The following is a 23,502-nucleotide window of genomic DNA, read 5'->3' as shown; positions in this document are numbered from 1 at the left end:
GTTTGTATTTTTGTATTGTCAGATTAAACTATGATTTTAGAAGTAGCAGTCTTAAACATCAAGCCAGGTATGAATCAGGAATTTGAGACTGCTTTTGTGAAAGCTTCCCAGATTATTGCCTCAATGAATGGATATCTCTCTCACGATCTCCAAAAGTGCTTAGAGATAGAAAATCAATATTTATTATTGGTTAACTGGCAAACTATTGAAGATCATACCGTCGGTTTTAGACAGTCTGCTGAATATCAAACTTGGAAAAAACTACTGCATCATTTTTACGCTCCTTTTCCCACTGTTGAACATTACCAAACTGTAATTTAAAAGAAATTGCGATCGCTTTTAAAGATTACCAGGCATTGAAAACGCGATATGAATTGATTCACTTTGAGAGTGAATACCATCACAATTTGGCAATTATAAAATTTCTAATAAATGATCCCTTGCATACACTATTCTTGGATGCCTTAAACTAGCTTTATTCCAAACCAAATAAGTAAGTAGGCAAAATTATTTGTATATATTAAATAAAATTTGAGAAAATGGAGTTGAGAAAGTTTAAATTGCGATCGCCGACAACAAATGTAGCCCTCGCAGTTACTAAGAAAAAAGAATAGATTGGTAAATGAGATACATTAAAGGCTTAGGTAAAGATACGATTAGACTCTTAGAGAGAATTAATAAACAGAGTAAATACTATCAAGTTAGACAGAGAAGCCATTGTATTTTACTTTCTCATCAAAAGTATAAAATTTTAGATATTAATCATATTAGATCGCTCGTCTTACAATATTACGGAAGGCTTTAGGATTGATATCTCGTAAATTTTTCACCGTCACCACATCTAAAAAATAAGATTAGATTTTTTGTTAGAGAGTAATTAACCAACTACATAATGATACTACTTGCTTTTCATTAGTAAGGTTAGATGCATTTGTTAAAAGTTTATTTTCTAGCTGTTGGTATATTTCCTGTGCCATTGCTTTTTCAATTGCAGCACCAACAAAAAATGTAAATGGTTGGCAATTTTTACTAGAAAAACCAACTCTAATTCTTTGTAAAGCAGAATTTGCTGTTTTCCAATGTTCGTCAGCACCTGCTGGATCTATCCCTCCTTTTAGTTCACCCAAAGCAATATATTTTTCAGACTGGTAATGTACAGATTTTTTATTGTTGCCAAAAATAATTTCTTCAGGTACACAGTTAAATAAATTTAAATCAACATTTTTTCTAACCATAGGCACAGTTAGATTATACACAAGAGTCCGATCTTGACCTTCCATTTTCCAATGTAGTCCTTTTACTTTTTTCTCTAAATCTGGCTCATTACTAGCTTTAAGCCATTTTTTATGATTAATATCAAGATATTCTAATTCTTGACCATAAACTGAAAGAGTAGATATTAATACTCTAGTTAGTTTCCATTCTCCCAAAAGACCTCCAATGTTTCTCATACTTCCACCAAGAGAATCTCCTTTTGTTAATAAAAATCTATAAACTAGCTCATCAATAAAATCTTTTCCTGATGGTTCGAGAAAGTTTTCAATTAAACCTAAAATAGCTTCTTTTCTATCTTCTTATCGAAGATATTTCTTTGCTTTGTTTGAAATAGCAGAAGCTGTAAGTAAAGATGATTGTATATTTTTTATATTTAATAGTTCTCTTGGTGTTTTAGTTTGTTGAGCAATTATTTTAAGTGCCTTTGCTTCTTCAACAAATGGTGTAGCTTTTCTATTCTTTTCTAAAGCTAATGCAATAAACCCTGCTCTTGTTTCTTCATAGGGTGTTATTAGTGATTCATAAGATTCAAGGTGTTGTTGATAAGGCATCTATTCTTTCTTCCAGATATATATACATTTTCTCAAAGAAATTCTGCCATGTTTTCCCATTTGTTGTGAGCTATTACCTTTTCCTTTTGGAAGAACAAGTATATTTTCTATTGTAAAACCAATATCTTCAGCTATTTTAGAAAGAATTAAATCTACAGAAATAGAAGCACCAGCATATCTAACATTATCGTTGACCATACACATAAAGCTATCTTTTTCTAAAATGCGATAGCATTCCTGAATTACACAAGCCATTTCGTAAAAATAGTTTTTTACCATTCTGACGATCCCTCTATTATTCAATTCTTTTTGTTCTTTTTTGTAGTCTAGGTAATCAATAATTTCTTGAAGCAAATTAAGATTATCACAAATGTTTATAGCTTTGTTCCAATTATTATTTAAAGAGAGCAAATCTTTTCTCTTATTTTCAACTGTACAACTTAACATTGCTTGACGTAATAAGGATAACTCATTATTATCTATATCCAATAAAGCGTGTTCTAGCGCATAAGTTCTAGTATAATCGTAACGATTGCAATAGGGAGGAGATGTAATAATTCCTGCATAGCTTTGAGTTTTAAGATCGGGTAATATATTCAAACAAGAATCTTTAAATATATTAATTTTACCTCGCTTGTGCTTATTTTCTAGATAAGAAAAAATATCTTCATTACTATCTCCAACAAAAATATCTTGAATAAATTCATCAAACTTATTTATTATTGCTTCGTCAAAAGAAAGTATTTTACCTTTATTAAAAGTATTTTTCTCTGGTCTTCTTCCTGAGCGACAATCCCAGCGAAGATACTGACCATCTTTTCGAGTAAAACTAACTGACTCTAAAATACACAATAGAGCAAAAAATAAAATTTTTCTTGGTATTGGTTCTTCTAACTCTAATTCTGCTAAATATCTTTTGATTTTGTACTCTGTATCTTTTGGATAAGCTCCTTCAGTAATAGGGATAATTCCAAATTCTTTAATATCTCCTTTGAAATTCCATATTTTTTGAATTTTCCAAAACTTTAATCTATTAATAACATCTTGACTATTTATATTTCTAGCAATAATATTAGCTTCAATAACATACTGACCTATAGGTAAAACTTCTATCCCTTCAGTATTAAAACCTAATTTAGAACAAGAAAATAGAGTTGTTCCCACTCCTGCAAAAGGATCTAATATTTTCCCTTTATTTTGACAATATTCATTAGCTAAATACTGAGTTAAATCTTCAGAAAATGCCTCTTTATACTTATACCACCTATAGTAGTTAATATTCTTATTTGCTTGAAAACTGACAATTTTTCTATTTAACTTTGTCTCAACTTTGATTTTATTAGAATAATAATCAGCTAATTTTATATCTAAGTCTTGTATTCTTGCTAAATAATTATTACTTAAATTATAAATTTCTTTTTCTGTTTGAGATGTTTTAAATATCATTTGTATTTTAAATATCTATACCAAAATTTTACAGAGTATGTTTTGTTTTTACTCTATCAAGCTTTCCCAAAAAATAATAACAAAAAAACACTACTAACTTAAAATTATTTATTGATGATTTATTGTCAATTAAACAGTAACCCCTTCTAATTCATCCTCAGTAGACTCATACAACTCCCGTAACTTCTCCAATTTCTCCTCATCCGCATTCCATAAACCCCTTCCTTGAGCTTCGATCGCTCGTGCGACAATATTACGGAAGGCTTCAGGATTGGCTTCCCTTAGTTTATTTGCCATTTCTGCATCTAAGGCATAAGTATCAACTGCTTGGTCATATACCCAGTCATCTTTAAAATTCGCTGTACCACCCCAGCCGATTAGCGCTGTCATCCGTTGGGAGATTTCATATGCACCACCAGAACCTTGATCTGCCATTGCTGCTGCCCATTTGGGATTGAGCAACTTGGTGCGATATTCCATGCGGAGTAGATCTTTTAACTTGCGGGGATTAGTATCTTTAGAAAAACTTTCCACAAAGGATGCTTCTACTTCTTTACCACTTTGTTTCTCCGCTGCTAGTTTTAATCCGCCAGTGTTGCCATAATATTCTTGAATATCGGTTAAACCATATTCTACGGAATCTATTTCCTGAATAATTTGACTGCTTGTCTCTAATAACTGAGTCAGTATTTCAGGTCTAGCCTGTCCTTTATCTTTGCGTCCATAACTAAAGACATTGCGGTTTTTCCAAGTATCGGCAAGTTCATCACTAGATTCCCAGTTACTATCTACTACGCGATCGTTAACTAAAGATCCAAAATCCCCCGCAGGGTTAGAAAAAAGCCTGGCACTGGCATTTTCTACGCCTTGAGCTTCTATTGCTAAACAATGCTTACGAATATAGTTGTTTTCTTCTGTTTCCTCCGCTTCTGCTGCCCTTCTAAATAAATCGTCTAGTAACTCAATAATATTGACAAAGGTATCGCGGAAGATACCCGATAGGTTAGCTAATACATCAATGCGAGGATGTCCTACTTCTGCAACAGGCTTTAATTCGTAGCGGACAATTCTTCCCGTACCTTCTTTAACGGGTTCAGCACCAACTAACTCTAGTAAAATACCCAAAGACTCTCCTTTGGTTTTAATTGCATCTAATCCCCACAGCATCACCGCTACAGTTTCGGGATAAGCCCCTTTCTCCTCTAAATTTTGTTGAATAATCTTTCTGGCAATTTCTTTACCTCGTTCAAAGGCCGCAGGGGAAGGCATTCGATAGGGATCTAAAGCATGAATATTACGACCTGTTGGTAAGACTCCACTACCATCACGCAACAAATCCCCACCAGGGGCAGGGGGTATGTATTCACCATTTAAACCCCGTAACAGATTGGTCATCTCATCGGTATTCTGTACCAACAAATCTCTAATTTTTACTGCTTCTGACAATTCGGGCGAAAGCTTTTCGCCCCCAGTACGGGCGGTTCGCCCTAAAGGACTAGCTTCGCTTCGCGAACCGCCCCTAACTTGCGTCTTTGCGCGGACATCTCGCGATTTTGAGGCTTCCTCAAAATGCGTGTCCTTGTCTTCGCGCGAGATAATTCCCTCAATCTCATCCTCCGACAACCCACCATCAAAATACGCTTCTAAATATGACCTTAACTGTTCTTCTGTTGGCTTTTGCCCCAAAACATGCAACCCAGAAGAAAATAATCGTTGTTCCAATACTTGCAAGTATTCATATACCTGAACAAAATATTGGTTCATCACATTTTTACTAAATAGCTTGGCATTCTCCAGCGTAAAATCAATACCCTGTTTTAAGCCCTCTGCAAACTTACAGTCTTTTTCTAGTCCCGCATCAACGATTTTTTGACAAATAATGTCTCTGAGGGCAGTATTCTTTTCTGGATCTTCACGATATTCCCCAATTAATTCCCGTAGCGCGATTAATTCTTTATATAAACCAGCGCGTCCATAAGGAGGAACATTATGAGATACTAAAACCCCATAACCCCTACGTTTTGCCAAAATAGATTCTGAAGGATTATTGGCTGCATAGATATAGAGGTTAGGAATATCCCCTAATAAAATATCCGACCAAGAATAGCCTGTATTACCTAAAGGCGAACCAGGTAGCCATTCTACTGTTCCGTGCATTCCGAAGTGAACTACTGCATCCGCTTGATATTCATTTTGCAACCATTTATAAAAAGCGGTGTATTGAGGATGGGGAGTTAAATCTTTTTCAAACATCAACCGCATAGGATCTCCTGCTATTCCTAAAGGCGGTTGTACTCCTATCCAAACATTACCAAATTGAATACCGCCAATTTGAAATTCGTCCCCGTAGGTTTTAAGTCCTGTCCCTGTCAGAGACTGCCATTGTTTTTCTACTCTATGGGTTTGTAGATAACCCAACCATTTTTCTAAAGTACGAACATTTACCTGATTAACTGGAGTAGTAGATTCGTCGGCTTCTTTGACCTGTTTAATTATTTCTTCTCCGTCTTGGGGTAATTCTCCTACGTCATAACCTTGGGCTTTTAATGCTTGAAGAAAGTTAAGTAAACTCTTGGGGACATTTAATAATGCTGCTGTTCCTGTTGCACCATAACCAGGAGGGAAGTTATATAAAATTACCGCCAGCTTTCTAGTTGGTGTGGGAGTATGCCGTAAGCTAATCCAGTTTTTGAGTCTACCAGTCAGACGAGATAGTCTTTCAGGTACAAGATAAATATTTTCTCCTACTAAACCACCTAATGGCACAGTATCGATCGCCCCATCTAATTCGGGCAGGGAATATAGCACCACGCTTTGTAAACCGCCAATACCTTGACGAGTCCAAGAATGAATATCTTGAATTAGCAGTGGTGCAGCAACTACATAAGGTATGTTTTTAGCAGTTAGTATTCTTTTAGCTACTTCTACCTGTCTGCCTGCTGCCATTGAACCTGCTGGCCCTCCTACCAGGGGAAAGCCAATGGTAGATACAATCGCATCTACCTTAGCCGCATCATCTTTTAAAGACAGGATTTCTTTATTACCCTGCTGTCTTTGTTCCTGTTCGTAGGTCGTCGTCATCCAATCTCTAACCGCCACATGACCTTCTACGCCATTGATAAATATCGGTAGGGGAATTAATCCCTGGGAGGCGAAATGTTTAATTAACTGAGGAATATAAGATTGTTTGGTAATGACATGTTTGCGATATAACAATATGCCGATTACTGGTAGGGGCGTTTCGCGAAACGCCCTATGCGAAGCGGTATCCCCAACTAAGCGGGACAAGTCCTTTGGGGCTACGTGGTTTTGATACCAATTTAAATAATCTTGGGGTGAGGTGAAATAACCTTGATATTCGGGATGTAATAAACCCATATTGGGGGTTTCAATTGGTTGAGGAATTTCGCCAACGGTTAAACCGAGATATTTCTCTGCTAAAATCCAACACATGGAAGCAACATTCTCTGTCCCCCCTGCGTTCCAATAACCATAAATAATCAGCCAGTTACGTAGATCCTGGACTTTCTTACCTGGAATATATTTAAGTAATTTAGGCCCTGTTTTGAGAAAGCTAATATAGCCAGCCAGCTTATCTTCTTCCTTGTCGTTACCAAACTTACTGAGAATAAATTTAACTGGTTTGGGCATTCCCTTTGGCTTATCCCCAATGACAAATTTACCCAACTGCGTCAAACTCATTAATTCTAAAGCTGACTCAAATACTAGCCTGATGGGAATATCTTTAACTCTTTCCCGCAACCAGATAACTTGATCGTAATCAAAGATTAAACTACTAAAGAAAACATCTGCCGACTGTAGCGCAGTTTCTACCTTAGCAGGGTCTGTCGTGATGTCGCGATCGCTAAAAACCATGATTTCTAATTTCTCACAACGCGCCATCGCCATCGATGCAGCCTGACGATACAGGTTGGCGTTAAAAGATTCAAATCCCGCAATCAAGACGATCCGTTTCATACACCAAGGTTCTTAAAGTTTTCTTTATATATGCTTATCTAAGATTGTAAAGAAATTTCCGCATAAATGTCGTCTAGGGCAAAAAGGTAAGATTACGCAGATTAATTAAATAACTCAAATACTTGGCGACAAAACAATTTAAGCTGTTTTTCTGCATCCTGGGCTGGCTGATGTTGACCAACAAATTGCCAACTGTCTATAGTTGAAAATTTCCAAGCTTGACCTACATGACTAAAGCCACAAGTTTCCACGCCAATAAATTTCTCTGCTTTTTCGCTGGGATCTTGGTAGAAACGGATCTGCACTAAAATACTATTGCTTTGATAACGTCTACTCCAGCCAGGAAAATGAAAGCCAATATCAATCGAGTCAGGATCGACCAATTTGCGAGTATCTGGATCGTTTTTCCAGGGCTTGAGATCTGCTTTGGCATCGGGAAATTGTGCTTTGAACAAGGTCACAACAGAGGCAATTTTAGTAGCAGTGTCTAAACTTTTAGCCCTCTCTGATGCGTTCATGTTCAATCTCCTTGCGTAAATCTTTATTTAAACACCTGTTCAAACATTTAGAACAAGAATCTATGGAACTCAAAATTCAGCAACTTCATCCATCAGCAATTATTCCTCATTATGCCCACCCAGGGGATGCTGGGCTAGATTTATTTGCGATTGAACAGATAGAGATTTTACCTGGTGAAGCTAAGTTAATCAAAACTGGTATTGCGATCGCCCTTCCTGATGGGTATGAAGCACAAATCCGTCCTCGTAGCGGACTAGCTTTGAAACATTCAATTACTGTCTTAAATTCCCCTGGCACAATTGATGCTGGATACCGAGGAGAGATCGGTATTATTCTAATTAATCATGGGAAAAAATCGTTTCAAATTATCCCAGGGATGAAGGTAGCACAAATGGTTGTCGCCTCATTTATTCAAACCAATCTAATAGTTACTCAGGATTTAGATAGTACTTCTCGAGCAAATAAAGGCTTTGGAAGCACTGGCAGTACATAAGTTGTTATTATGATATGTATTAACTTCAAGAGTTCATTAAGTAGCATTAAGCTCACGAATTTGCAGATAAAAGACTCTGATTAATACTAAAACAGCATTCAAATAGATAAGCAAAATATATTTTTGATTACCCTAAAAGGTGATTGTTGGTAAGGAATTGATTAATATTTGAAATATTTGCGGTATTTAAGCATTTCTTAAAAAAGTATTAAGATATACGGCTCATCTACAACTAAAGAGCTATAACTGGGGAAAGATACGGAATAAAACGTATCTCAGACGAAGGAAAGATGCGCTATGATATAATGTTAATGTACATTAAGCTAAAGCCTTTGATAAACAAAAAAATTCCCAAAATCATGTTACCTAAAAGTCGAGGAAAAATTGCTTTAATCTCTGTTCATGGAGATCCTGCCGTAGATATTGGAAAGGAAGAAGCAGGTGGACAGAATGTTTACGTAAGACAAGTTGGAGAAGCGTTATCTCGCCAAGGTTGGCAAGTAGATATGTTCACTCGCTGTAGCGATGCCAACCAAGAGAAAATTGTCGAGCATAATTCAAACTGTCGGACGATTCGCTTAACAGCAGGGCCAGAAAAGTTTATTGCCCGGCAAAAAATATTTAACTATTTACCAGAATTTGTTGAAGAGTTTTTCAACTACCAACATCAACAAAGAACTATTTATCCTATTGTCCATACTAATTACTGGCTCTCCGCATGGGTGGGGATGGCAATCAAAAAACGCCAATCCATACAACATCTACACACATACCACTCGTTGGGAGCAGTCAAATATCGTTCCATTAATACTATTCCTTTAATTGCTAAAACGCGTCTGCGGGTAGAAAAAGAATGTCTGGAAAACGCAGACATGATTATCGCCACTTCACCCCAAGAAGAAGAACACATGCGATCGCTAGTATCGAAAAAGGGTAACATTATGGTTATTCCTTGCGGTACTAATATTGACTGCTTCGGAAGCGTGGATCAGGTTTCGGGTCGAGCTAAGATTGGGGTAGATGCGGACGCAAAAGTAGTCATGTATGCAGGGCGTTTTGACGAACGCAAAGGTATTGAAACTTTAGTAAGAGCGATCGCCCGAGACGAAGTTAAACGTCACGAAAATCTTAAGCTAATGATCGTGGGTGGTAGTACCCCAGGCGAAAAAGACGGCATGGAAAGAGATCGCATCGGTGAACTTGTCGAAGAATTAGGTATTCAAGATATTACCGAATTTGTGGGTCGAGTTAAACATGAAGATCTAGCCAGCTATTATGCTGCTGCGGATATTTGCGTTGTTCCTAGTCATTATGAACCCTTTGGTTTAGTGGCGATCGAGGCAATGGCTTCCCGCACTCCAGTAGTAGCATCTAATGTGGGTGGTTTAAAATTCTCAGTAGATGATTACAAGACAGGGTTATTAGTGCCACCTCAAGACGAGGTGGCTTTTGCCAAAGGTATTGATTCAATTTTGGCTGATGATCAATGGCGTCAAGAGCTAAGTGAAAATGCTCGCAAAAGAGTTGAAGATAAGTTTAGCTGGGATGGTGTAGCCACCCAACTAGATCAGCAGTATATGGTTGAGTTAAACAAGCTTTGTGCAGAATTAGGACTACTGGTTTCTGCTGTTTAAGCATTGCTGAGACATAAAAGAGTTTGAAGGACACATTACATTGGTACAAAATATTGTGTGATTAGGGAGATATAATTTATCTCTCTATTTTTGTCTGACAATATATTTACAGCCTTTTTTTTACTCCTCGATCTTCCAGTAAAGTATACAGTACAGGGACAACGATTAAACTAAGTAGAGACGAAGTAATTAACCCGCCAATAATTCCTACCGCCATTGGTTGACGTAATTCTGCCCCTGCACCCAAACCCAGAGCAATTGGCAGCATCCCTAAAATGGTTGAGAAGGTGGTCATGATAATTGGGCGTAGACGTAAGACTCCAGTTTGCAGAATGGCTTCAGTGCGTTCTACTCCAGCAGTACGTAGTTGATTAATATAATCGAGGAGTAGGATCGCGTTTTTGTCCAATAAGCCTAACAGAAAAATTAAGCCGATCAAAGAGATCATGCCAAAATCACTTTGAGTCATCAGTAAAGCTAGCATTGCCCCGACGATTGATAAGGGCAAAGATAAACCAATTACCATCGGTTCTAACCAGCGACGGAAGGGGAAATAAAGCACTGTCAGCATACAAATTAAAGCTAGAGTAAGTGTAATAGCAAATTCTCCCAAAATTTTCTTAGAGCGAGCGGAATCTCCCTCTAAATCAAAAGTAATTTCAGGAGGTAAAATTTGGCTAGCGATCGCCTGAGCTTCAGCTGTAGCATCACCAATACCCTGATTTACGCTTAAATTAGCATTGATATAGGCTACTCGTTTTTGGTCTAAATGAATCACCTTATCTAAAGGTTCGTTAACTCCATCAATCCGTACATCTTCAAACCCTGGTAACTTTTGGATTTCTGATTGAAAAGCGATCGCACTCTTCCTTAATTGCTCAATATTTTCGCCCTCTAAAGCCACCTTAAACGAAGGATCTTCCCCAGTTTCCACGAAGGGAATATCCTCGACACTAACTACACCCTGGGGAATAGAAGGTAATTGCTGTCGAATTTCTGCCTGTACTTGGCTAGTAGTTAAACTGCGCTCATTTTTGAGTTTAATATAGATCTTGCCCTTATTTGGTTCACCCCTTAACCCAGCAATTGTATATACAGATTCCACATCAGGATGCTTTAAAACTACCTGTTCTAATTCCTGTCCAACTTTAATCGTTTTACGTAATAAAATTCGCTCAGGCGATCGCGCAAGACTAGTTAACCAACTAAAATTACTTTTGGAGGGCGAATGAGCATTTTCCCCTACGGATTCTTTTTTCTGACTCGTAACACCTTGAGAGAGTGAATTGCTATTTGTCCCTGCGATTTTAGGTAATGGAGTTGTATAAACAATCTTAAATTCCCCTCGATCTAGTTGGGGAATAAAACCTTGGGGAATCAGAGGAATTAAGGCAATTCCCGCGATAAAACTGCCTACAGCAATACCAATTACGGCACGACGATGATTTAATGCCCACTGCAATAAATTATGATAACTGTTAGTAACAAAGCCTCGCTCTTCAAGATTATTTTGAGTCCTAACTCCCCTAGAATCAAGCCAATATACTGCTAATACAGGGGAGAGTGTACGGGCTGCCAACAAAGAAGTTAATACCGCAGCGGAAATGGTAATGCCAAAAGGGCGGAAAAATTGCCCTAAAGTACCACCCATCAAACCAATAGGCAGAAACACCGCCACAATGGTTAAAGTCGCCACTGAAGCCGTAAAGCCAATTTCTGTAGTGGCAGCAAAAGCAGCTTCACGAATAGTTTTACCCTCTTCTAGATGACGCATGATATTTTCGATCTCGACGATCGCATCATCGACAATAATACCAATTGCTAAAGCTAAAGCTAGCAGGGTGAGAGTTTCTAGGTTATAGCCCGCGATTGCCATGACAATAAATGTTCCTAATAGTGAAATAGGAATAGCCACCGCAGTAATTAGAGTTGCCTTAAGATTATGTAAGAAGGGAAAAATAATCAAAATTGCCAATACTACCGCCCCCCATAAAGCATCAATCGTTGCTTGGGTGCTATCGCGGATATAGCCTGCGGAGGTTTCGGCTAAAATCAACTGAAGATTGGGTAAACTCTCTTGGAGTTGAGCTATCTGTTGTTCTACCTGTTTAACAACTTCTAGAGTATTAGCATCTCCCTGTTTAATTACCTGAAAAGCGATCGCTTCTTGTCCATTAAAATGAATTAAAGTGTTGTTAGCAGTGGGAAGATCTGGATTAAATTCACCATAATCGGCATTACCCAAAATATCTACTCGTGCTACTCCTGATAATTTTTCAATCACCGGTGCAATTTCTGTACTAGCTATCTGGTTTAAATTGCCTAAATCGTCCTCTTGATCGGTAACTATATAGCTAATCGCGCTAGTTTCATTGAGGTTAAAAGGAATGATATCTAAATCAGTTGTCGGGGGTAAAGATAATTGCTTGAGTTTGCTATCCACCGTAGCAGTAGCCGCTTGGATATCTATATCGGTATCTAGCAGAAGATTAACTACTGTCTGTCCTAAATAAGTCGAAGAATAAAGCTGTGCCAATCCTGGGGTATCAGCTAAAGCTGTCTCGATCGGTTTAGTTAGCTGCGTTTCCGTCGCTAAAACTGTGCTTGTCTCAGCCTGGGCGCGAATTACCACCACAGGAAAGTTCACCGTCGGAAACAAAGAATATTTGAGCGAACTAAAGGCAAATAAACCCGCAACAGCGATCGCAATCCAAAAGGCGATGGTTAAACGGGAATGTTCGATTGCTAAACGAGAAAGATTAAACTGCGGTTTTTTAAACATCAGAGATTAAACAGGTAGTCTAACCGCTATTCTCGCAGAAAGAGAATCATCACGTTCACCAAATAATACTGATATCGTATCTCCTACATCATATTCTAAATCTTCAATCACTTCGGACATTAATGTCCGAAAATGTGACAATGAGAGGGAATGAGTTTGTTAAAAAAGTCAAAAAATTAGCAAAAGTCAATGGTCTTGAATCTCGTGTTGATAGAAAGCGCAGTAAAGGTAGCCATGTAACTCTCTATTATGGAGATAAGTTGAAGATTGTACGTAACCTGAAAGATGAACTTAAACTAACACTTAGTGTTTTAGGTAAAAAAGCAGTTTTATATTTAGTGTAGTTTCTCACTCCCAAATCATGTTTATTTTAATGTCAGCAATTGCAGAGATTAAGTATTTATAGCGATCGCGATCCAAAAGGCGATCGCAGCCAGAATTGATGATCGTTTAGATATACCAAAACCTTCATAGTTTTTAGAAAATGAATACTTAATTACAGTATTACTTCTGTTTCGATCTAGTTAAATTATTTTTAATCTATTTTTTGGTTACTTTAATTTGAGTTTGGGGAATATTGAGTATATTACACTTCAAATTTATCCTCATGCTAGCAACTACTTTAAATAAAATATCTTACGATAATATAATTCAAATTTGGAAAAGTCTTCCGAATGATTACGCGGAACAAAATTTAGAACTTAACTTTATTCAACCATTACTTTTATCTTTAAATCTTGAAATTAGTCAAATATTAAATATTCACTTGGGTATAGGATCGGGATTAAAACCAGATAGACTAATTTATCCAAATTTAGATAAACCTCCAGCTTTGGTAATCGAAATAAAAAAACGTGTATCAAGTTTAGCAACTGTTGATGATCAAGACTTTATTGATGAATGTCAAAAACATCAACTATATAAAAATGCTGTAGGCTATAAGGATTCTCCAATAGAAAATGGCATCAAACAATACCTAAATAAAAGTAACAATAATATCGATCCTAATCGTTTAGCTTCTTACGGATTAGTTTTTAATGGTGACTTTTTTCAACTTTGGCGACGAGTTGATGGTTTAATTTTGCCATTAACACCAATTCAAAGAATGACAGAATCAACTATTCCTGAATTAATGCAGCAATTAGAATATTGCTTATATGGAAAACCCAAAGCATTAGTTAGTGCTATCTGGAATCGCAAAGGAGGAGTCGCCAAAACCACTAATACGCTTAACTTAGCTTCAGTCTTAGCATTAGAAGGCAAAAAAGTTTTATTACTCGATTTAGATACACAAAATGATTTAACTAGAGCTTTAGGATTAGAACCTAAAAATTATTCAGAGTATCTAGAACTATCTTTGAAAAAAATTCAAGCGGGTCATTTAGATGATGCCAAACAGATTCTTGATGATACTGTTCAAATTCGTAATTATCGCACTACAGATAAAAAATCTTTTGCTTTATCTATTCTCCCAGGTGAACAAAAATCTCAAGAGAAATTTAAAACTAATGCAACCGAATATGATCAACGTGAAAAAATACAATTATTCCAAAAAATAATTAAATTATTTACTGAAGATTACGACTATATTTTTATAGATATATCTCCAGCTAGTGATCCTTTAACAATTGCAACACTTCTTTCTTGTGATACTTTTTAATTCCTTCAGACTACAGTAAAAAGACATTGCATCATGCTGTAGATCTATATCAAAAAGATGCTTTGACTATTAGACAAAATAGAGTTAAGCAAAATTACTTACATATTGGTCCTTGGAATTTGGGAATAGTATTTAGTAATTGTCCTCCTGGTGTCGCATCAGACTCTCAACTTGAAAAATGTATTCAACAAGAACTAAAAAATAAAGGATTTACAGGTTATCAATGTCAGACTAGATTAGCAATTTATGCTCAAACCAAATTAGCTGAATATAAACACTTACCTGTTATCTGTTGGCAAAATTCTCCAATCACTAAACTTTATAAACAGTTAGCAGATGAAATTTTTCTCGGTCATCATTTTATAGATAATTAAGAGGTATTAAATTATGGCACTTTTTACAGAAAACGAATCTCTTTTAGATATTGAACTTGGTCGTATTCTACGCATACCTAGTAAATTTGTTCAAGGTAAATCCGACGCACATCCAGCATTAATTAAAAATTTAGCTAAACAGATGGAAACTACAGGTAAAAATATTTTGCCTGTAATGGTTGAACTTGTTTCAGAGGATAACTACAAAGCAATTGAAAATACCCAAATACTAGAAGCAGCAAAAAAAGCAAACTTAAATTTTGTTTGGTGTATTGTTATCAACAATCAAATGCTGAATCAAGTTTTAGTTGAATCAGGAAAAATTATTCGGCTGCCAATTCTTACTGCATTAGAAAAAGATATTGTGGAAGTGCTGGAATATATTAAAACTCAGAAATATGGGGTGAGTACTATTAAGCCTAAAGAAGCAGCTAAATCAATAGTTGAATATAGAAAAAAAAATAAAATTACCAGCCTTAATTTTTTAACCAAACAACGATGTGGTATTGGTGACAAGACGCTACCGAAAATAAAAGATTTTTTAGTGATCGCTGATCTGTAGTGCGATCGCCGACATCTTAGATTAGGTTAAAGATTGAAGCCCAACACACAATAATTTTGATTTTGTTCAAGAATTAAATTTCGTTACTTAGAGCGAAAAACCTAATGGCATGGCTTTGCTACGCAATCAACGTAAAGATATCCACTATTGCGATCGCTCTAAACTTATTCATTTTTCATTGTTGAACTCAATCTACGAGATTAAGTTCAACTTCTTTAATCAGTTGACTTGGAGTTAAGATTGTAGGTATGGAAACAGGAAAATCTTGAGGATTACGAGTAACGATAATATTTAAACCATTCATCATCGCAGTACTGTATTGAATTGCGTCTTCAAAATCTTTAAAGTTAACATTTAGTGCCATAGATATTACTGAACTATCAACAGCAGCAATTTGGCAAAAAATAGAAAGATTGAGCAGAAACTCTAAAGCAAGTTCTTTACTTTTGCTTTTTCTAATTATGTAATAAATATCGCTGATAGTAGAGGCTGAAACATAACCTAGAATCTGTTTCTGTTCAGCAAAATAGATAATCTGTTCGCTGTCTGCAAACCACGGGTAACGTTCTAGTGCAAAGTCTAGAATTACATTGGTGTCCAATAAAACTTTCACAGGTTATGCTTTTCTTTTAAATAATCCCACTTAGCATCATCGGACGTAAAATCAGAAGATATTGGCTCAGTCTTAGCAAACCAGTCTTGAAATATTTTCACTTTTGATGGACGTTGTTTTATTTGTTCATCATTGATAAATTTGTTTTCTATTGTAGCTGACTGTAAAATAATAACTTCTACATCGCCAGGTTTAAGATTAGTAGGCTCGGTAATAACTAATTTACCAGAGTAATCAATTTTTCCTGTTAGTTTGTACGCTTGCATAGGAGTGCGAGATGTTTACACATTCTAATTTTAAACGATGCCTTAGGCTAACTACGCGATCGCATTTAAAGTAAAAATATATGTTGTGGTGATAAGCCTTCGGCATGGCTTCGCTACGCCCTCAACTCATTCTACGAGATCAACTTCTTCCACCAGTTGACTTGGAGTTAAGATTCTAGGCATAGCAATAGGAATAATCTTGATTTGAATAAGAACGTACTCAAGTCACTACAGCTTATTGCATTTCTGCTGCCAAAATTAGCAGGGCATTGAGTATTGCAGCGGCTGCGGGAGAACCACCTTTTCTCCCTTTGATCGTAATGTATGGGACATCTTGTTCAATTAAGGCTTGTTTAGCTTCAATCACAGCAACAAAGCCCACGGGTACACCAATAACGAGCGCTGGCTTGATTGCAGAATGAGTTATCTCTTGGCATAAAGCTAATAGTGCTGTCGGCGCATTGCCAATTAGATAAATAGCCTGGGGATATTTTGAACAACACCGCAGCATACCTGTCTCGGTTCGAGTTTTGCCAGCTTCGGCTCTTTTTGCTTGCTCAACTGCACTAATAATGGGATTATTAAATGTTTGGCTGACAAGACTGGTGATGCCCTGCTTAACCATGGTTACATCCGTCACAATTGGTATTCCCTGTTGTAGATGGCGAATCCCAGCAGCGATCGCTCCAGAGCTAAAGCATAATAAATTCAAATACTCAAAATCGGCCGTAGCATGAATTACTCGGCGAGCAAGAGCATATTCTTGGGGATTAAGCTGATGTTTTCCCACCTCGCGGTCAATAATTGCAAAGCTTTGTTCGACAATTGGATGATTTAGTTTACTCAATTAATTTAGTAATGATCTCGATGATTTTATTTAAGAGACTAAAACTTTGTCCCGACTGTTCGGGAACAATTAAACTCACTAAACTAATCAAAGTTAACTACCGCCCAATCTGACTCACGGTTGTAGTGAATCATATCTTCAAATTTTCTTAATTCGGCCTGTTTGAGAGTAAACTCTGGCAACTCGCTTTCGATCAGTCGATCATTAATCTGTGACATGACGATACAAAGGCGATCGCGATTTAAGCTGTCGGGAATATGATCGAAATAGCCTAAAGTAATATGTGCCGTTAGGTCATACTGTTGCTCAACACCCAAGCCAATAATTCCTGCATTCTGATAGAGGGCGCGACGTAGCTTGATTACTGATTGATAGCTGTTTTGATCTTTTGGCACTAGGCAAGCCATAATTGCTCTTGGTCTGGTGATTACGCCCCACAACTGCCAAGAGATCGGCTGATGATCCCACTCTGCCTGATACTCATTCATACTAGCTGCAACCTGCTGCTGCAATTCTCGATCAAAATTAGGATTGTCTTTAACTACCTGACGATAGCTTTCATCCCAAATTAAATCGGCTAGGGTGAAATGAAAACTTGTCGTTGGTAGAGGAATAAAGAAATTTTGTCCCAAACCATCAAATAATTGTCGTTGTAGAGTTTCTAGCTGCTGATAAAAGCGCTGGTTGACATCGTCCTCCGCTGCGGGAGGAGTAATCACGCTGTAGCCTGGAAATGATACGGCTTTGCCATCGACAAATTTAGGTGATTGCTGAATACCCTGAAGCTGTAAGGCACAGGCGCTCGGTAGAGTTAACCGCGCAACTCGATTAATATATTCTTGATATGATTCGTCCAACCTAACTTACCTCTAATTTTATTGAATTCGATAATGACCCAGCATTAGCAAGCAACTTTGCTTCTTAATTGTGCCGTCTCTGCCCAAGAATTTCACCCCAATTTTGTGAGATTAGCTTTGCTCTGTCTATTATGTCTAAATCCCTGAGTAAACTGCACATAAAAAGCACCGTCAGGTCTAACGATGCTCTTTTAGATACGTAAGTAGGTGGAATTAAATATCAAATCAAAGACAAAATAGATTTTGAGGGCAATTGGTTAGCTATCTCTATTTTTTACTTCCCTAATTCCCTAACTCCCTATCAAAGCATCTTCTAATTAATTTGCCCTCCTACTCACTAGCGGTAGAAGACTGGTTAAATTAAATGATGTCGAACTTGCGTAAACCTAAATATAAACCAGAAGCAATTCCTGTATACAAACCAATGATTAGTAAAAATGCGATCGCGCCACCCATTGAAGATCTCCTGTAAAATTTGTTTTTTATGGTTGATTATTTGTTATTTTACCCGATCGCCTGAAACTCACTGATTATTTTTTGGCTTAGAGTTTCAAGTTGAAAACCAATAAGTTGCTAACCCATAAGTTTTGAAGTTATACCTGATAAGTTGGTTAATTTTAATTCTGAGCGCTCAACTTTAGTTCCTAAATCATGATTAAGAGATGAAATATATAGACCTGCAACGAAGATTAAAACAATATCAGGTCGCAGGGTTAGTGACGGTTAAATTAAATTCTGCTTTGCCAGTTTTAGAGGTGGAGTATCAACGCTGCTTGCAGTTGGGATTGTCTCAAAGTGATTTGGAAAGACTGACGGCAATTAAAAATTATGAATATCTAGAGTTTATTTCTTGTCTGGAAATTCAGGCTCATCCAGATCGCTTTCCTCTGAGAATTATTAAAGCCAAAACCTATACTTTGGGGCAGGTTGACAGTTTGAGGGAATTAAAATTGGCTTTTCCCATCTTTAAACACGAGCAGTACGACTTTCGTACCAAAATTTCTTGGTCACAATGCGCTTACGCGATCGACAATTTAACCAAAGATTCCCAAGTATTTGCCAAATTTAAACAAGATGTTGAAGCTTTTATTTTGGCAATTCATCAGCAAAATTATCATCAACTTACAGGCAGTACAGCGGTGGAAGAAGCCTATGACGATTTATCAAGCTATATTAGCTGGTGGAAAGGAGCGCAGTGGGAGTATACTTTGGCAACTCAGGCTTCTACTTTAGATTTGTTAAAAAGAGCTTGGTTGGAACAATTTTTAGCTCAACATCAATTGAGCCAATTACTTAAATATAGCCCGATTGAATAAGCCAATTAACAACTAAAATTTATTATTAGCTACTATGATTGATTCCACCATAGAAAAACAAAATAGCCTACAAATAATAGTTCAAACTTGGCAAGATCAGATTATTTGTTTCTCTCCTCAAGGCGAAGGCTACGGCGCTTACTTTGTGGATTCTAGAGATGGTCGCCTAGTTAACTATATTCAAGCAAGCTGTGATGAGTTACGTCATTTAGGTACTAACTACAATTCAATTTTGAATAAGATTAAAGAGCAGTATTATGGCTATTTAAAAGAAGCAATTTTGAATAGTGTCAAATATGAAGCAACCAGAAGAGTAGTACGTAAACAGCACCAATGGATTCAATCTAGCTATCAAGCATTGATTGAACACAAGAAGTTAACGGTAGAACAGCAGTCATCAGAAATTGATGATCTTAAACAAATTATTGCCGAACAAAATCAAGCGATCGCCGTAATTAAGAGTGAGTATCAGGAAGAGTTGTCAGCAATTCAAGCCGATGTTCTCTTAAAGCAAAAAGAGGCGGAAATTGAGCAAAAAAATCGTCAGATCGCGCAACTAAATCAACAGCTACAAAAATGCGATCGCGAAATTATCAGCCTTAAATCTGAATTAAATCAGGGACTACAGGAACTCAAGCTTAAATACAAAGGATTAATTACTCAATTTGTTAAAAGCTGTACTTATAAACAACAGATTGATAGTCAAAATAAGAGCTTACAGGCTTGTAAAAATATCTTCATCAAAGCGCAAAATAAAATTAATCTGATCCAGAGCGATCGCCAATTACTTGAACAATACGATATTGATCTTCAAGGCAAGATTAAGCTACTAAAAATCAAATATAGTTAAGAAAGCCTTATCTTCTTTTGATCATCTGAATTTTGAATTGATAACTAATCAAAGACTATTTGACTTGCTGTAATTACAGTGGCGGTTTTCTAGTTTGCTTGTTAAAACTGACGTGACTTACATAGCACATAATTCAACAAGATAGGATAGATGGTTGTCGTTGCTATGGTCTGGCTAACTTATATTTATTGTTTTATTGGCGTTGGTGAATCAAGATATGATTTTTTAACATCATTATATTTCATTAAATTTAAAAAGCTAAAAGCTATTAGCTTTTAGCTACGAACAGAAACATTTTGTACGTCATACTTTAGATTCCAACGCCTTTTATTTAGTCTCAGCTTATCGCTGCCAACTATTACCTACTATTTAGTAATTGAAATACAAATGAGTATTAACACCCAACAATTTTCGTTAGAGGAAGTAATTCAAAGTTGGAAAGATCGCATTGTCTGTCATCCACCCCAAGGACTAGGATCAGAAGCTTATATTATTAATTCTACTACAGGCGATCGCGTTAAGTATATTGAAGCTAATTGTGATAGTTTACGCCACAACGCAACGAACTATGACCGATTATTGATTGATATTAAAGGCAAACATAAGGGAATTTATAAAGAAGCAGTTTTAAATACAGTCAAATATGAAGCAACTAGACGGGCTTTTAAGGCTCAACATGAATGGATTCATGATAGCTATCAAGGTTTAATTAAGCAGGTTAAAACTAATAATTTTGACAAGCAAATGTTGGTTAAAATAGAATGCTTAAATAAAATGGTAGCGACGCGAGATCGCGAATTAAAACAGCTAAAATCTCAATGCAAAGGTGGCTTAAAAGATCTGCAAACGGCGTATAATAAACTTCAGCGCCAATATCAACAGGAAGTAAGACGACGGGAAAAGTTAGGGGTTAGCAATAAAAGTTTGGGAGCTTATAAAGGTCATTTTTATAGAGCGCAAAAGAAACTTGCTGTCTTAAAAACTGAAAATAAAGATTTGCAAAATCAAGTTAACTTACTAGAGTTTAAAGCTAGAAAAGCTAATTAATCACTAGTTATTTTGAGTATGTAGGGGCAAACAGCCGTTCGCCCCTAGGAGAAATTTGATTTTAGACCTAACTATAAACCAGTGCCACATTCAGGACAAAACTTGTTGGCGATTGGATTGGTAGTACCGCAATTGTTACAGTTAACAAACTCAACGTCAGGCTGTTCTTTTTGGGGTAAACCCAGCATGTGAGCATTGCTCTTACCAGGGGCAATCATAGGATAGCAATTTTCGTCTTTGGTAACACGAACATCCATTAAGACTGGCCCATCATGAGCAAGCATCTCGGCGATCGCGCTGGGTAATCGATCTCGCTCGCGCACTATCATCCCCTTGATGCCGTAAGCCTCTGCCAACATGACAAAATCTGGCGCGCCGATTTCCATGTTAGAAGAAGAATAGCGCTCACCAAAAAAGTTTTGCTGCCACTGACGCACCATTCCCTGCCAACCGTTATTAATAATCACGGTTTTAACGTTGATGTTAAACTGCGCTAAAGTTCCTAACTCTTGGGGATTCATTTGAAAACTAGCATCACCACTGATACAGATGGTTTCCTCATCGGGAATAGCAACTTTTACCCCCATGGCTGCGGGTAAACCATAGCCCATCGTGCCTAAACCAGCGCTGGAAATCCAGCGACGAGGCCCATTTTTGAGAAACTGGGCAGCCCACATCTGGTGTTGACCGACATCAGTAGTATAAAAAGCTTGGGGCGCTTGATGATTTAGTTCGACAATTACTTCCTGGGGAGATAAGCCCTGTTCAGGGTGAGGGGCGGTTAAAGGATATTCCTTGCGCCAGTGATCGATCTTTTCTAGCCAAGATTTCGTCAGGTTAGGTTTAGCTGCAAAATCTGAACCTTTGGCGCGGTCTAAAATTTGCTCCAATACCTTGCGCACATCCCCGACAATTGGTACATCAGGAGTCCGATTTTTGCCAACTTCGGCAGGGTCAATATCAATATGAATTACCTTGGCACGATTGGCAAACTCATCCAGTTTACCCGTAACGCGATCGTCGAATCTAGCACCCAGGGCAATGAGGAGATCGCATTCACTCACGGCAAAATTAGCATAGGCTGTACCGTGCATTCCCAACATTCCCACCGCTAGAGGATTGTGTTCATCAAAAGACCCCAAACCCATTAACGTTGTCGTGACGGGAATTTTAAACTTTTCCGCTAGTTCTTTGATTTGAGCATGAGCATCAGCAGCAACTGCACCGCCACCTACATACAGTAATGGCTTTTCTGCTTGGGAAATCAACTTTAAAGCAGCATTGATCTGCCTGGGATTTCCTTTGACTGTAGGCTTGTATCCCCGCAGACTTGTCTCCCCTGGCAATACGGGAACATAATCGCATTCCTCAATCCCCACATCCTTGGGTATATCAATCAATACTGGACCAGGACGACCCGTGCTAGCGATATGAAATGCTTCGGCGACAATTCTCGCCATATCCTGGGCGCGACGCACTACATAAGAGTTTTTGACAATTGGAGTGGTTATGCCGAAAATATCTGTTTCTTGAAAAGCATCAGTGCCAATCGCTGCTAGTGGCACTTGCCCTGTAATAATAACCAGGGGAATAGAGTCTAGCTGGGCGGTGGCAATACCTGTGACTAAATTAGTTGCCCCAGGGCCTGAAGTGGCAAAACACACACCCACCTTGCCTGTAGCGCGAGCATAACCATCTGCTGCATGGGCTGCCGCCTGTTCATGACGCACCAAAATATGTTTCACTTCGCCCCTGGCTTCCGAATGATATAGCTCATCGTAAATTGGCAAAATGGCACCACCAGGGTAGCCAAAAATATGCTTGACACCATGCAGACGAAGACTGTCCATCAGGGCATAGGCCCCTGTACGACGTTGTGAAGCCTGAATTGATTGTGAACTTTGGGGAATACTTGTAGATACCACGCTTGCTATCCGTATGACTTGCTTATTCTTTATTGTAAAATTTGCAGTCTAATCTGCAACAAAAACTAGGATTAATTTTTACGGTTAAGCTTTTTAATATAAATTAAACTGCTTTTGCTGTCGAGTAGACACTTGGTAAAACATATAAAAATACACACTTTACAGGATGGATAGTGGTTTTTGGGCTAGTTATTAACTGCTTAACAATGTCATGAATTTAAGATATCACCTAGATAATTGGCTAGAGTATCGCGGGTTTTCTGTCCTGGAGCAATGATCCGCCATCCATAGCTGGTTTGTGGCGATCGCCATAACTCTAAATGTTCTCTTCCAGGATCGGCATAAAAACCTTGTTGTCCTGCGCCTAAAATGCTGGAACTCCAGTGAGTAAAATAATCGTGACTGACACGATGCAGAGGAAAATTTGCGCTTAAGGGCATCCCCCAGCCATCAACAGCAATAAAATTACTAATTTTGCCACCCCCAAGCTGCCACCCCCAAGCTGCC

The 23,502-nt window shown here is 37.6% G+C and carries 19 protein-coding genes and 2 pseudogenes; 10 read left to right on the top strand and 11 right to left on the bottom strand.

Going from position 1 to position 23,502, the window contains the following annotated elements:
• Positions 1 to 30: 30 nt before the first annotated feature.
• Positions 31 to 321, top strand: coding sequence for an antibiotic biosynthesis monooxygenase (locus C7B62_RS00115; RefSeq protein ID WP_106232571.1), 291 nt, complete (start codon positions 31 to 33; stop codon positions 319 to 321).
• A gap of 545 nt (positions 322 to 866) precedes the next feature.
• Here C7B62_RS00115 and C7B62_RS00105 read toward each other — a convergent pair.
• The 4 genes and pseudogenes from C7B62_RS00105 to C7B62_RS00090 all read right to left on the bottom strand — a co-directional run bounded on the left by C7B62_RS00105 (position 867) and on the right by C7B62_RS00090 (position 7,768).
• Positions 867 to 1,826 (bottom strand): annotated as a pseudogene (locus tag C7B62_RS00105) (AvaI/BsoBI family type II restriction endonuclease).
• Positions 1,827 to 3,272, bottom strand: a complete 1,446-nt coding sequence (locus tag C7B62_RS00100; protein ID WP_106232570.1) for a DNA methyltransferase — start codon at positions 3,270 to 3,272, stop codon at positions 1,827 to 1,829.
• 129 nt (positions 3,273 to 3,401) lie between these two features.
• Positions 3,402 to 7,250, bottom strand: coding sequence for a magnesium chelatase subunit H (gene bchH / locus C7B62_RS00095; RefSeq protein ID WP_106232569.1), 3,849 nt, complete (start codon positions 7,248 to 7,250; stop codon positions 3,402 to 3,404).
• A gap of 101 nt (positions 7,251 to 7,351) precedes the next feature.
• Positions 7,352 to 7,768, bottom strand: coding sequence for a hypothetical protein (locus tag C7B62_RS00090; protein WP_106232568.1), 417 nt, complete (start codon positions 7,766 to 7,768; stop codon positions 7,352 to 7,354).
• A gap of 62 nt (positions 7,769 to 7,830) precedes the next feature.
• Here C7B62_RS00090 and dut point away from each other — a divergent pair, with 62 nt between their 5' ends.
• Together dut and C7B62_RS00080 are read left to right on the top strand one after the other, a co-directional pair.
• Positions 7,831 to 8,262: a dUTP diphosphatase gene (gene dut / locus C7B62_RS00085; RefSeq protein ID WP_106232567.1), complete on the top strand. Its 432-nt coding sequence runs from the start codon at positions 7,831 to 7,833 to the stop codon at positions 8,260 to 8,262.
• Positions 8,263 to 8,621: 359 nt separating this feature from the next.
• Positions 8,622 to 9,896, top strand: coding sequence for a glycosyltransferase family 1 protein (locus tag C7B62_RS00080; RefSeq protein ID WP_106232666.1), 1,275 nt, complete (start codon positions 8,622 to 8,624; stop codon positions 9,894 to 9,896).
• 106 nt (positions 9,897 to 10,002) lie between these two features.
• Here the strand turns inward: C7B62_RS00080 and C7B62_RS00075 are convergent, their stop codons facing one another.
• On the bottom strand, positions 10,003 to 12,678 hold the full coding sequence (locus C7B62_RS00075; protein WP_106232566.1) for an efflux RND transporter permease subunit: 2,676 nt from the start codon (positions 12,676 to 12,678) through the stop codon (positions 10,003 to 10,005).
• Positions 12,679 to 12,800: 122 nt separating this feature from the next.
• On the opposite strand from C7B62_RS00075, the gene C7B62_RS00070 reads away from it, so the two are divergent.
• From C7B62_RS00070 to C7B62_RS00055, 4 genes are all read left to right on the top strand, one after another.
• The gene (locus C7B62_RS00070; RefSeq protein WP_199194002.1) at positions 12,801 to 13,022 is read left to right on the top strand and encodes a hypothetical protein; all 222 of its coding nucleotides are present in this window, start codon (positions 12,801 to 12,803) and stop codon (positions 13,020 to 13,022) included.
• A 263-nt stretch (positions 13,023 to 13,285) separates the two neighbouring features.
• Positions 13,286 to 14,338 (top strand): ParA family protein, encoded by a 1,053-nt coding sequence (locus tag C7B62_RS00065; protein ID WP_106232564.1) that lies wholly within the window; start codon positions 13,286 to 13,288, stop codon positions 14,336 to 14,338.
• Positions 14,339 to 14,364: 26 nt separating this feature from the next.
• Entirely contained in the window at positions 14,365 to 14,712 is a 348-nt protein-coding gene (locus C7B62_RS00060) for a hypothetical protein (RefSeq protein WP_106232563.1), read from the top strand.
• A 13-nt stretch (positions 14,713 to 14,725) separates the two neighbouring features.
• Entirely contained in the window at positions 14,726 to 15,274 is a 549-nt protein-coding gene (locus tag C7B62_RS00055) for a hypothetical protein (RefSeq protein WP_106232562.1), read from the top strand.
• Positions 15,275 to 15,461: 187 nt separating this feature from the next.
• Here C7B62_RS00055 and C7B62_RS00050 read toward each other — a convergent pair whose 3' ends face one another.
• The 4 genes from C7B62_RS00050 to C7B62_RS00035 form a co-directional block, all read right to left on the bottom strand.
• Positions 15,462 to 15,887 carry a PIN domain-containing protein gene (locus tag C7B62_RS00050; protein WP_106232561.1) on the bottom strand — a complete coding sequence of 142 codons (426 nt, stop codon included), beginning with the start codon at positions 15,885 to 15,887 and terminating at the stop codon, positions 15,462 to 15,464.
• Positions 15,884 to 16,153 carry a hypothetical protein gene (locus C7B62_RS00045; RefSeq protein WP_106232560.1) on the bottom strand — a complete coding sequence of 90 codons (270 nt, stop codon included), beginning with the start codon at positions 16,151 to 16,153 and terminating at the stop codon, positions 15,884 to 15,886. Before C7B62_RS00045 ends, C7B62_RS00050 begins: the two co-directional genes overlap by 4 nt.
• A gap of 235 nt (positions 16,154 to 16,388) precedes the next feature.
• Entirely contained in the window at positions 16,389 to 17,000 is a 612-nt protein-coding gene (locus C7B62_RS00040) for a precorrin-8X methylmutase (RefSeq protein ID WP_106232559.1), read from the bottom strand.
• A gap of 83 nt (positions 17,001 to 17,083) precedes the next feature.
• A complete protein-coding gene (locus tag C7B62_RS00035; protein ID WP_146132031.1) occupies positions 17,084 to 17,857 on the bottom strand; it encodes a DUF1868 domain-containing protein in 774 nt (257 codons plus the stop codon).
• Between the two features lie 662 nt (positions 17,858 to 18,519).
• On the opposite strand from C7B62_RS00035, the gene C7B62_RS00025 reads away from it, so the two are divergent.
• From C7B62_RS00025 to C7B62_RS00015, 3 genes are all read left to right on the top strand, one after another.
• Positions 18,520 to 19,173, top strand: a complete 654-nt coding sequence (locus C7B62_RS00025) for a hypothetical protein (RefSeq protein ID WP_106232557.1) — start codon at positions 18,520 to 18,522, stop codon at positions 19,171 to 19,173.
• 34 nt (positions 19,174 to 19,207) lie between these two features.
• Positions 19,208 to 20,023, top strand: coding sequence for a hypothetical protein (locus C7B62_RS00020; RefSeq protein WP_106232556.1), 816 nt, complete (start codon positions 19,208 to 19,210; stop codon positions 20,021 to 20,023).
• Positions 20,024 to 20,410: 387 nt separating this feature from the next.
• Positions 20,411 to 21,070, top strand: coding sequence for a hypothetical protein (locus tag C7B62_RS00015; RefSeq protein ID WP_106232555.1), 660 nt, complete (start codon positions 20,411 to 20,413; stop codon positions 21,068 to 21,070).
• Between the two features lie 71 nt (positions 21,071 to 21,141).
• Here the strand turns inward: C7B62_RS00015 and ilvB are convergent, their stop codons facing one another.
• On the bottom strand, positions 21,142 to 22,995 hold the full coding sequence (gene ilvB, locus C7B62_RS00010; protein ID WP_106232554.1) for a biosynthetic-type acetolactate synthase large subunit: 1,854 nt from the start codon (positions 22,993 to 22,995) through the stop codon (positions 21,142 to 21,144).
• A gap of 209 nt (positions 22,996 to 23,204) precedes the next feature.
• Positions 23,205 to 23,502 (bottom strand): annotated as a pseudogene (locus tag C7B62_RS00005) (hypothetical protein); the annotation flags it as partial.

The sequence above is a fragment of the Pleurocapsa sp. CCALA 161 genome (genome assembly GCF_003003995.1).
GTDB lineage: Bacteria > Cyanobacteriota > Cyanobacteriia > Cyanobacteriales > Xenococcaceae > Waterburya.
Note: the sequence above shows the minus strand (reverse complement) of the source record. Positions and strands in the feature narration are given on the sequence as shown.

Excerpts from the sequence above, each read along its gene's own strand:
- C7B62_RS00115 (WP_106232571.1), top strand. The coding sequence starts at position 31 with ATGATTTTAGAAGTAGCAGTCTTAAACATCAAGCCAGGTATGAATCAG.
- C7B62_RS00100 (WP_106232570.1), bottom strand. The coding sequence starts at position 3,272 with ATGATATTTAAAACATCTCAAACAGAAAAAGAAATTTATAATTTAAGT.
- bchH (WP_106232569.1), bottom strand. The coding sequence starts at position 7,250 with ATGAAACGGATCGTCTTGATTGCGGGATTTGAATCTTTTAACGCCAAC.
- C7B62_RS00090 (WP_106232568.1), bottom strand. The coding sequence starts at position 7,768 with ATGAACGCATCAGAGAGGGCTAAAAGTTTAGACACTGCTACTAAAATT.
- dut (WP_106232567.1), top strand. The coding sequence starts at position 7,831 with ATGGAACTCAAAATTCAGCAACTTCATCCATCAGCAATTATTCCTCAT.
- C7B62_RS00080 (WP_106232666.1), top strand. The coding sequence starts at position 8,622 with ATGTTACCTAAAAGTCGAGGAAAAATTGCTTTAATCTCTGTTCATGGA.
- C7B62_RS00075 (WP_106232566.1), bottom strand. The coding sequence starts at position 12,678 with ATGTTTAAAAAACCGCAGTTTAATCTTTCTCGTTTAGCAATCGAACAT.
- C7B62_RS00070 (WP_199194002.1), top strand. The coding sequence starts at position 12,801 with ATGTCCGAAAATGTGACAATGAGAGGGAATGAGTTTGTTAAAAAAGTC.
- C7B62_RS00065 (WP_106232564.1), top strand. The coding sequence starts at position 13,286 with ATGCTAGCAACTACTTTAAATAAAATATCTTACGATAATATAATTCAA.
- C7B62_RS00055 (WP_106232562.1), top strand. The coding sequence starts at position 14,726 with ATGGCACTTTTTACAGAAAACGAATCTCTTTTAGATATTGAACTTGGT.
- C7B62_RS00045 (WP_106232560.1), bottom strand. The coding sequence starts at position 16,153 with ATGCAAGCGTACAAACTAACAGGAAAAATTGATTACTCTGGTAAATTA.
- C7B62_RS00025 (WP_106232557.1), top strand. The coding sequence starts at position 18,520 with ATGAAATATATAGACCTGCAACGAAGATTAAAACAATATCAGGTCGCA.
- C7B62_RS00020 (WP_106232556.1), top strand. The coding sequence starts at position 19,208 with ATGATTGATTCCACCATAGAAAAACAAAATAGCCTACAAATAATAGTT.
- C7B62_RS00015 (WP_106232555.1), top strand. The coding sequence starts at position 20,411 with ATGAGTATTAACACCCAACAATTTTCGTTAGAGGAAGTAATTCAAAGT.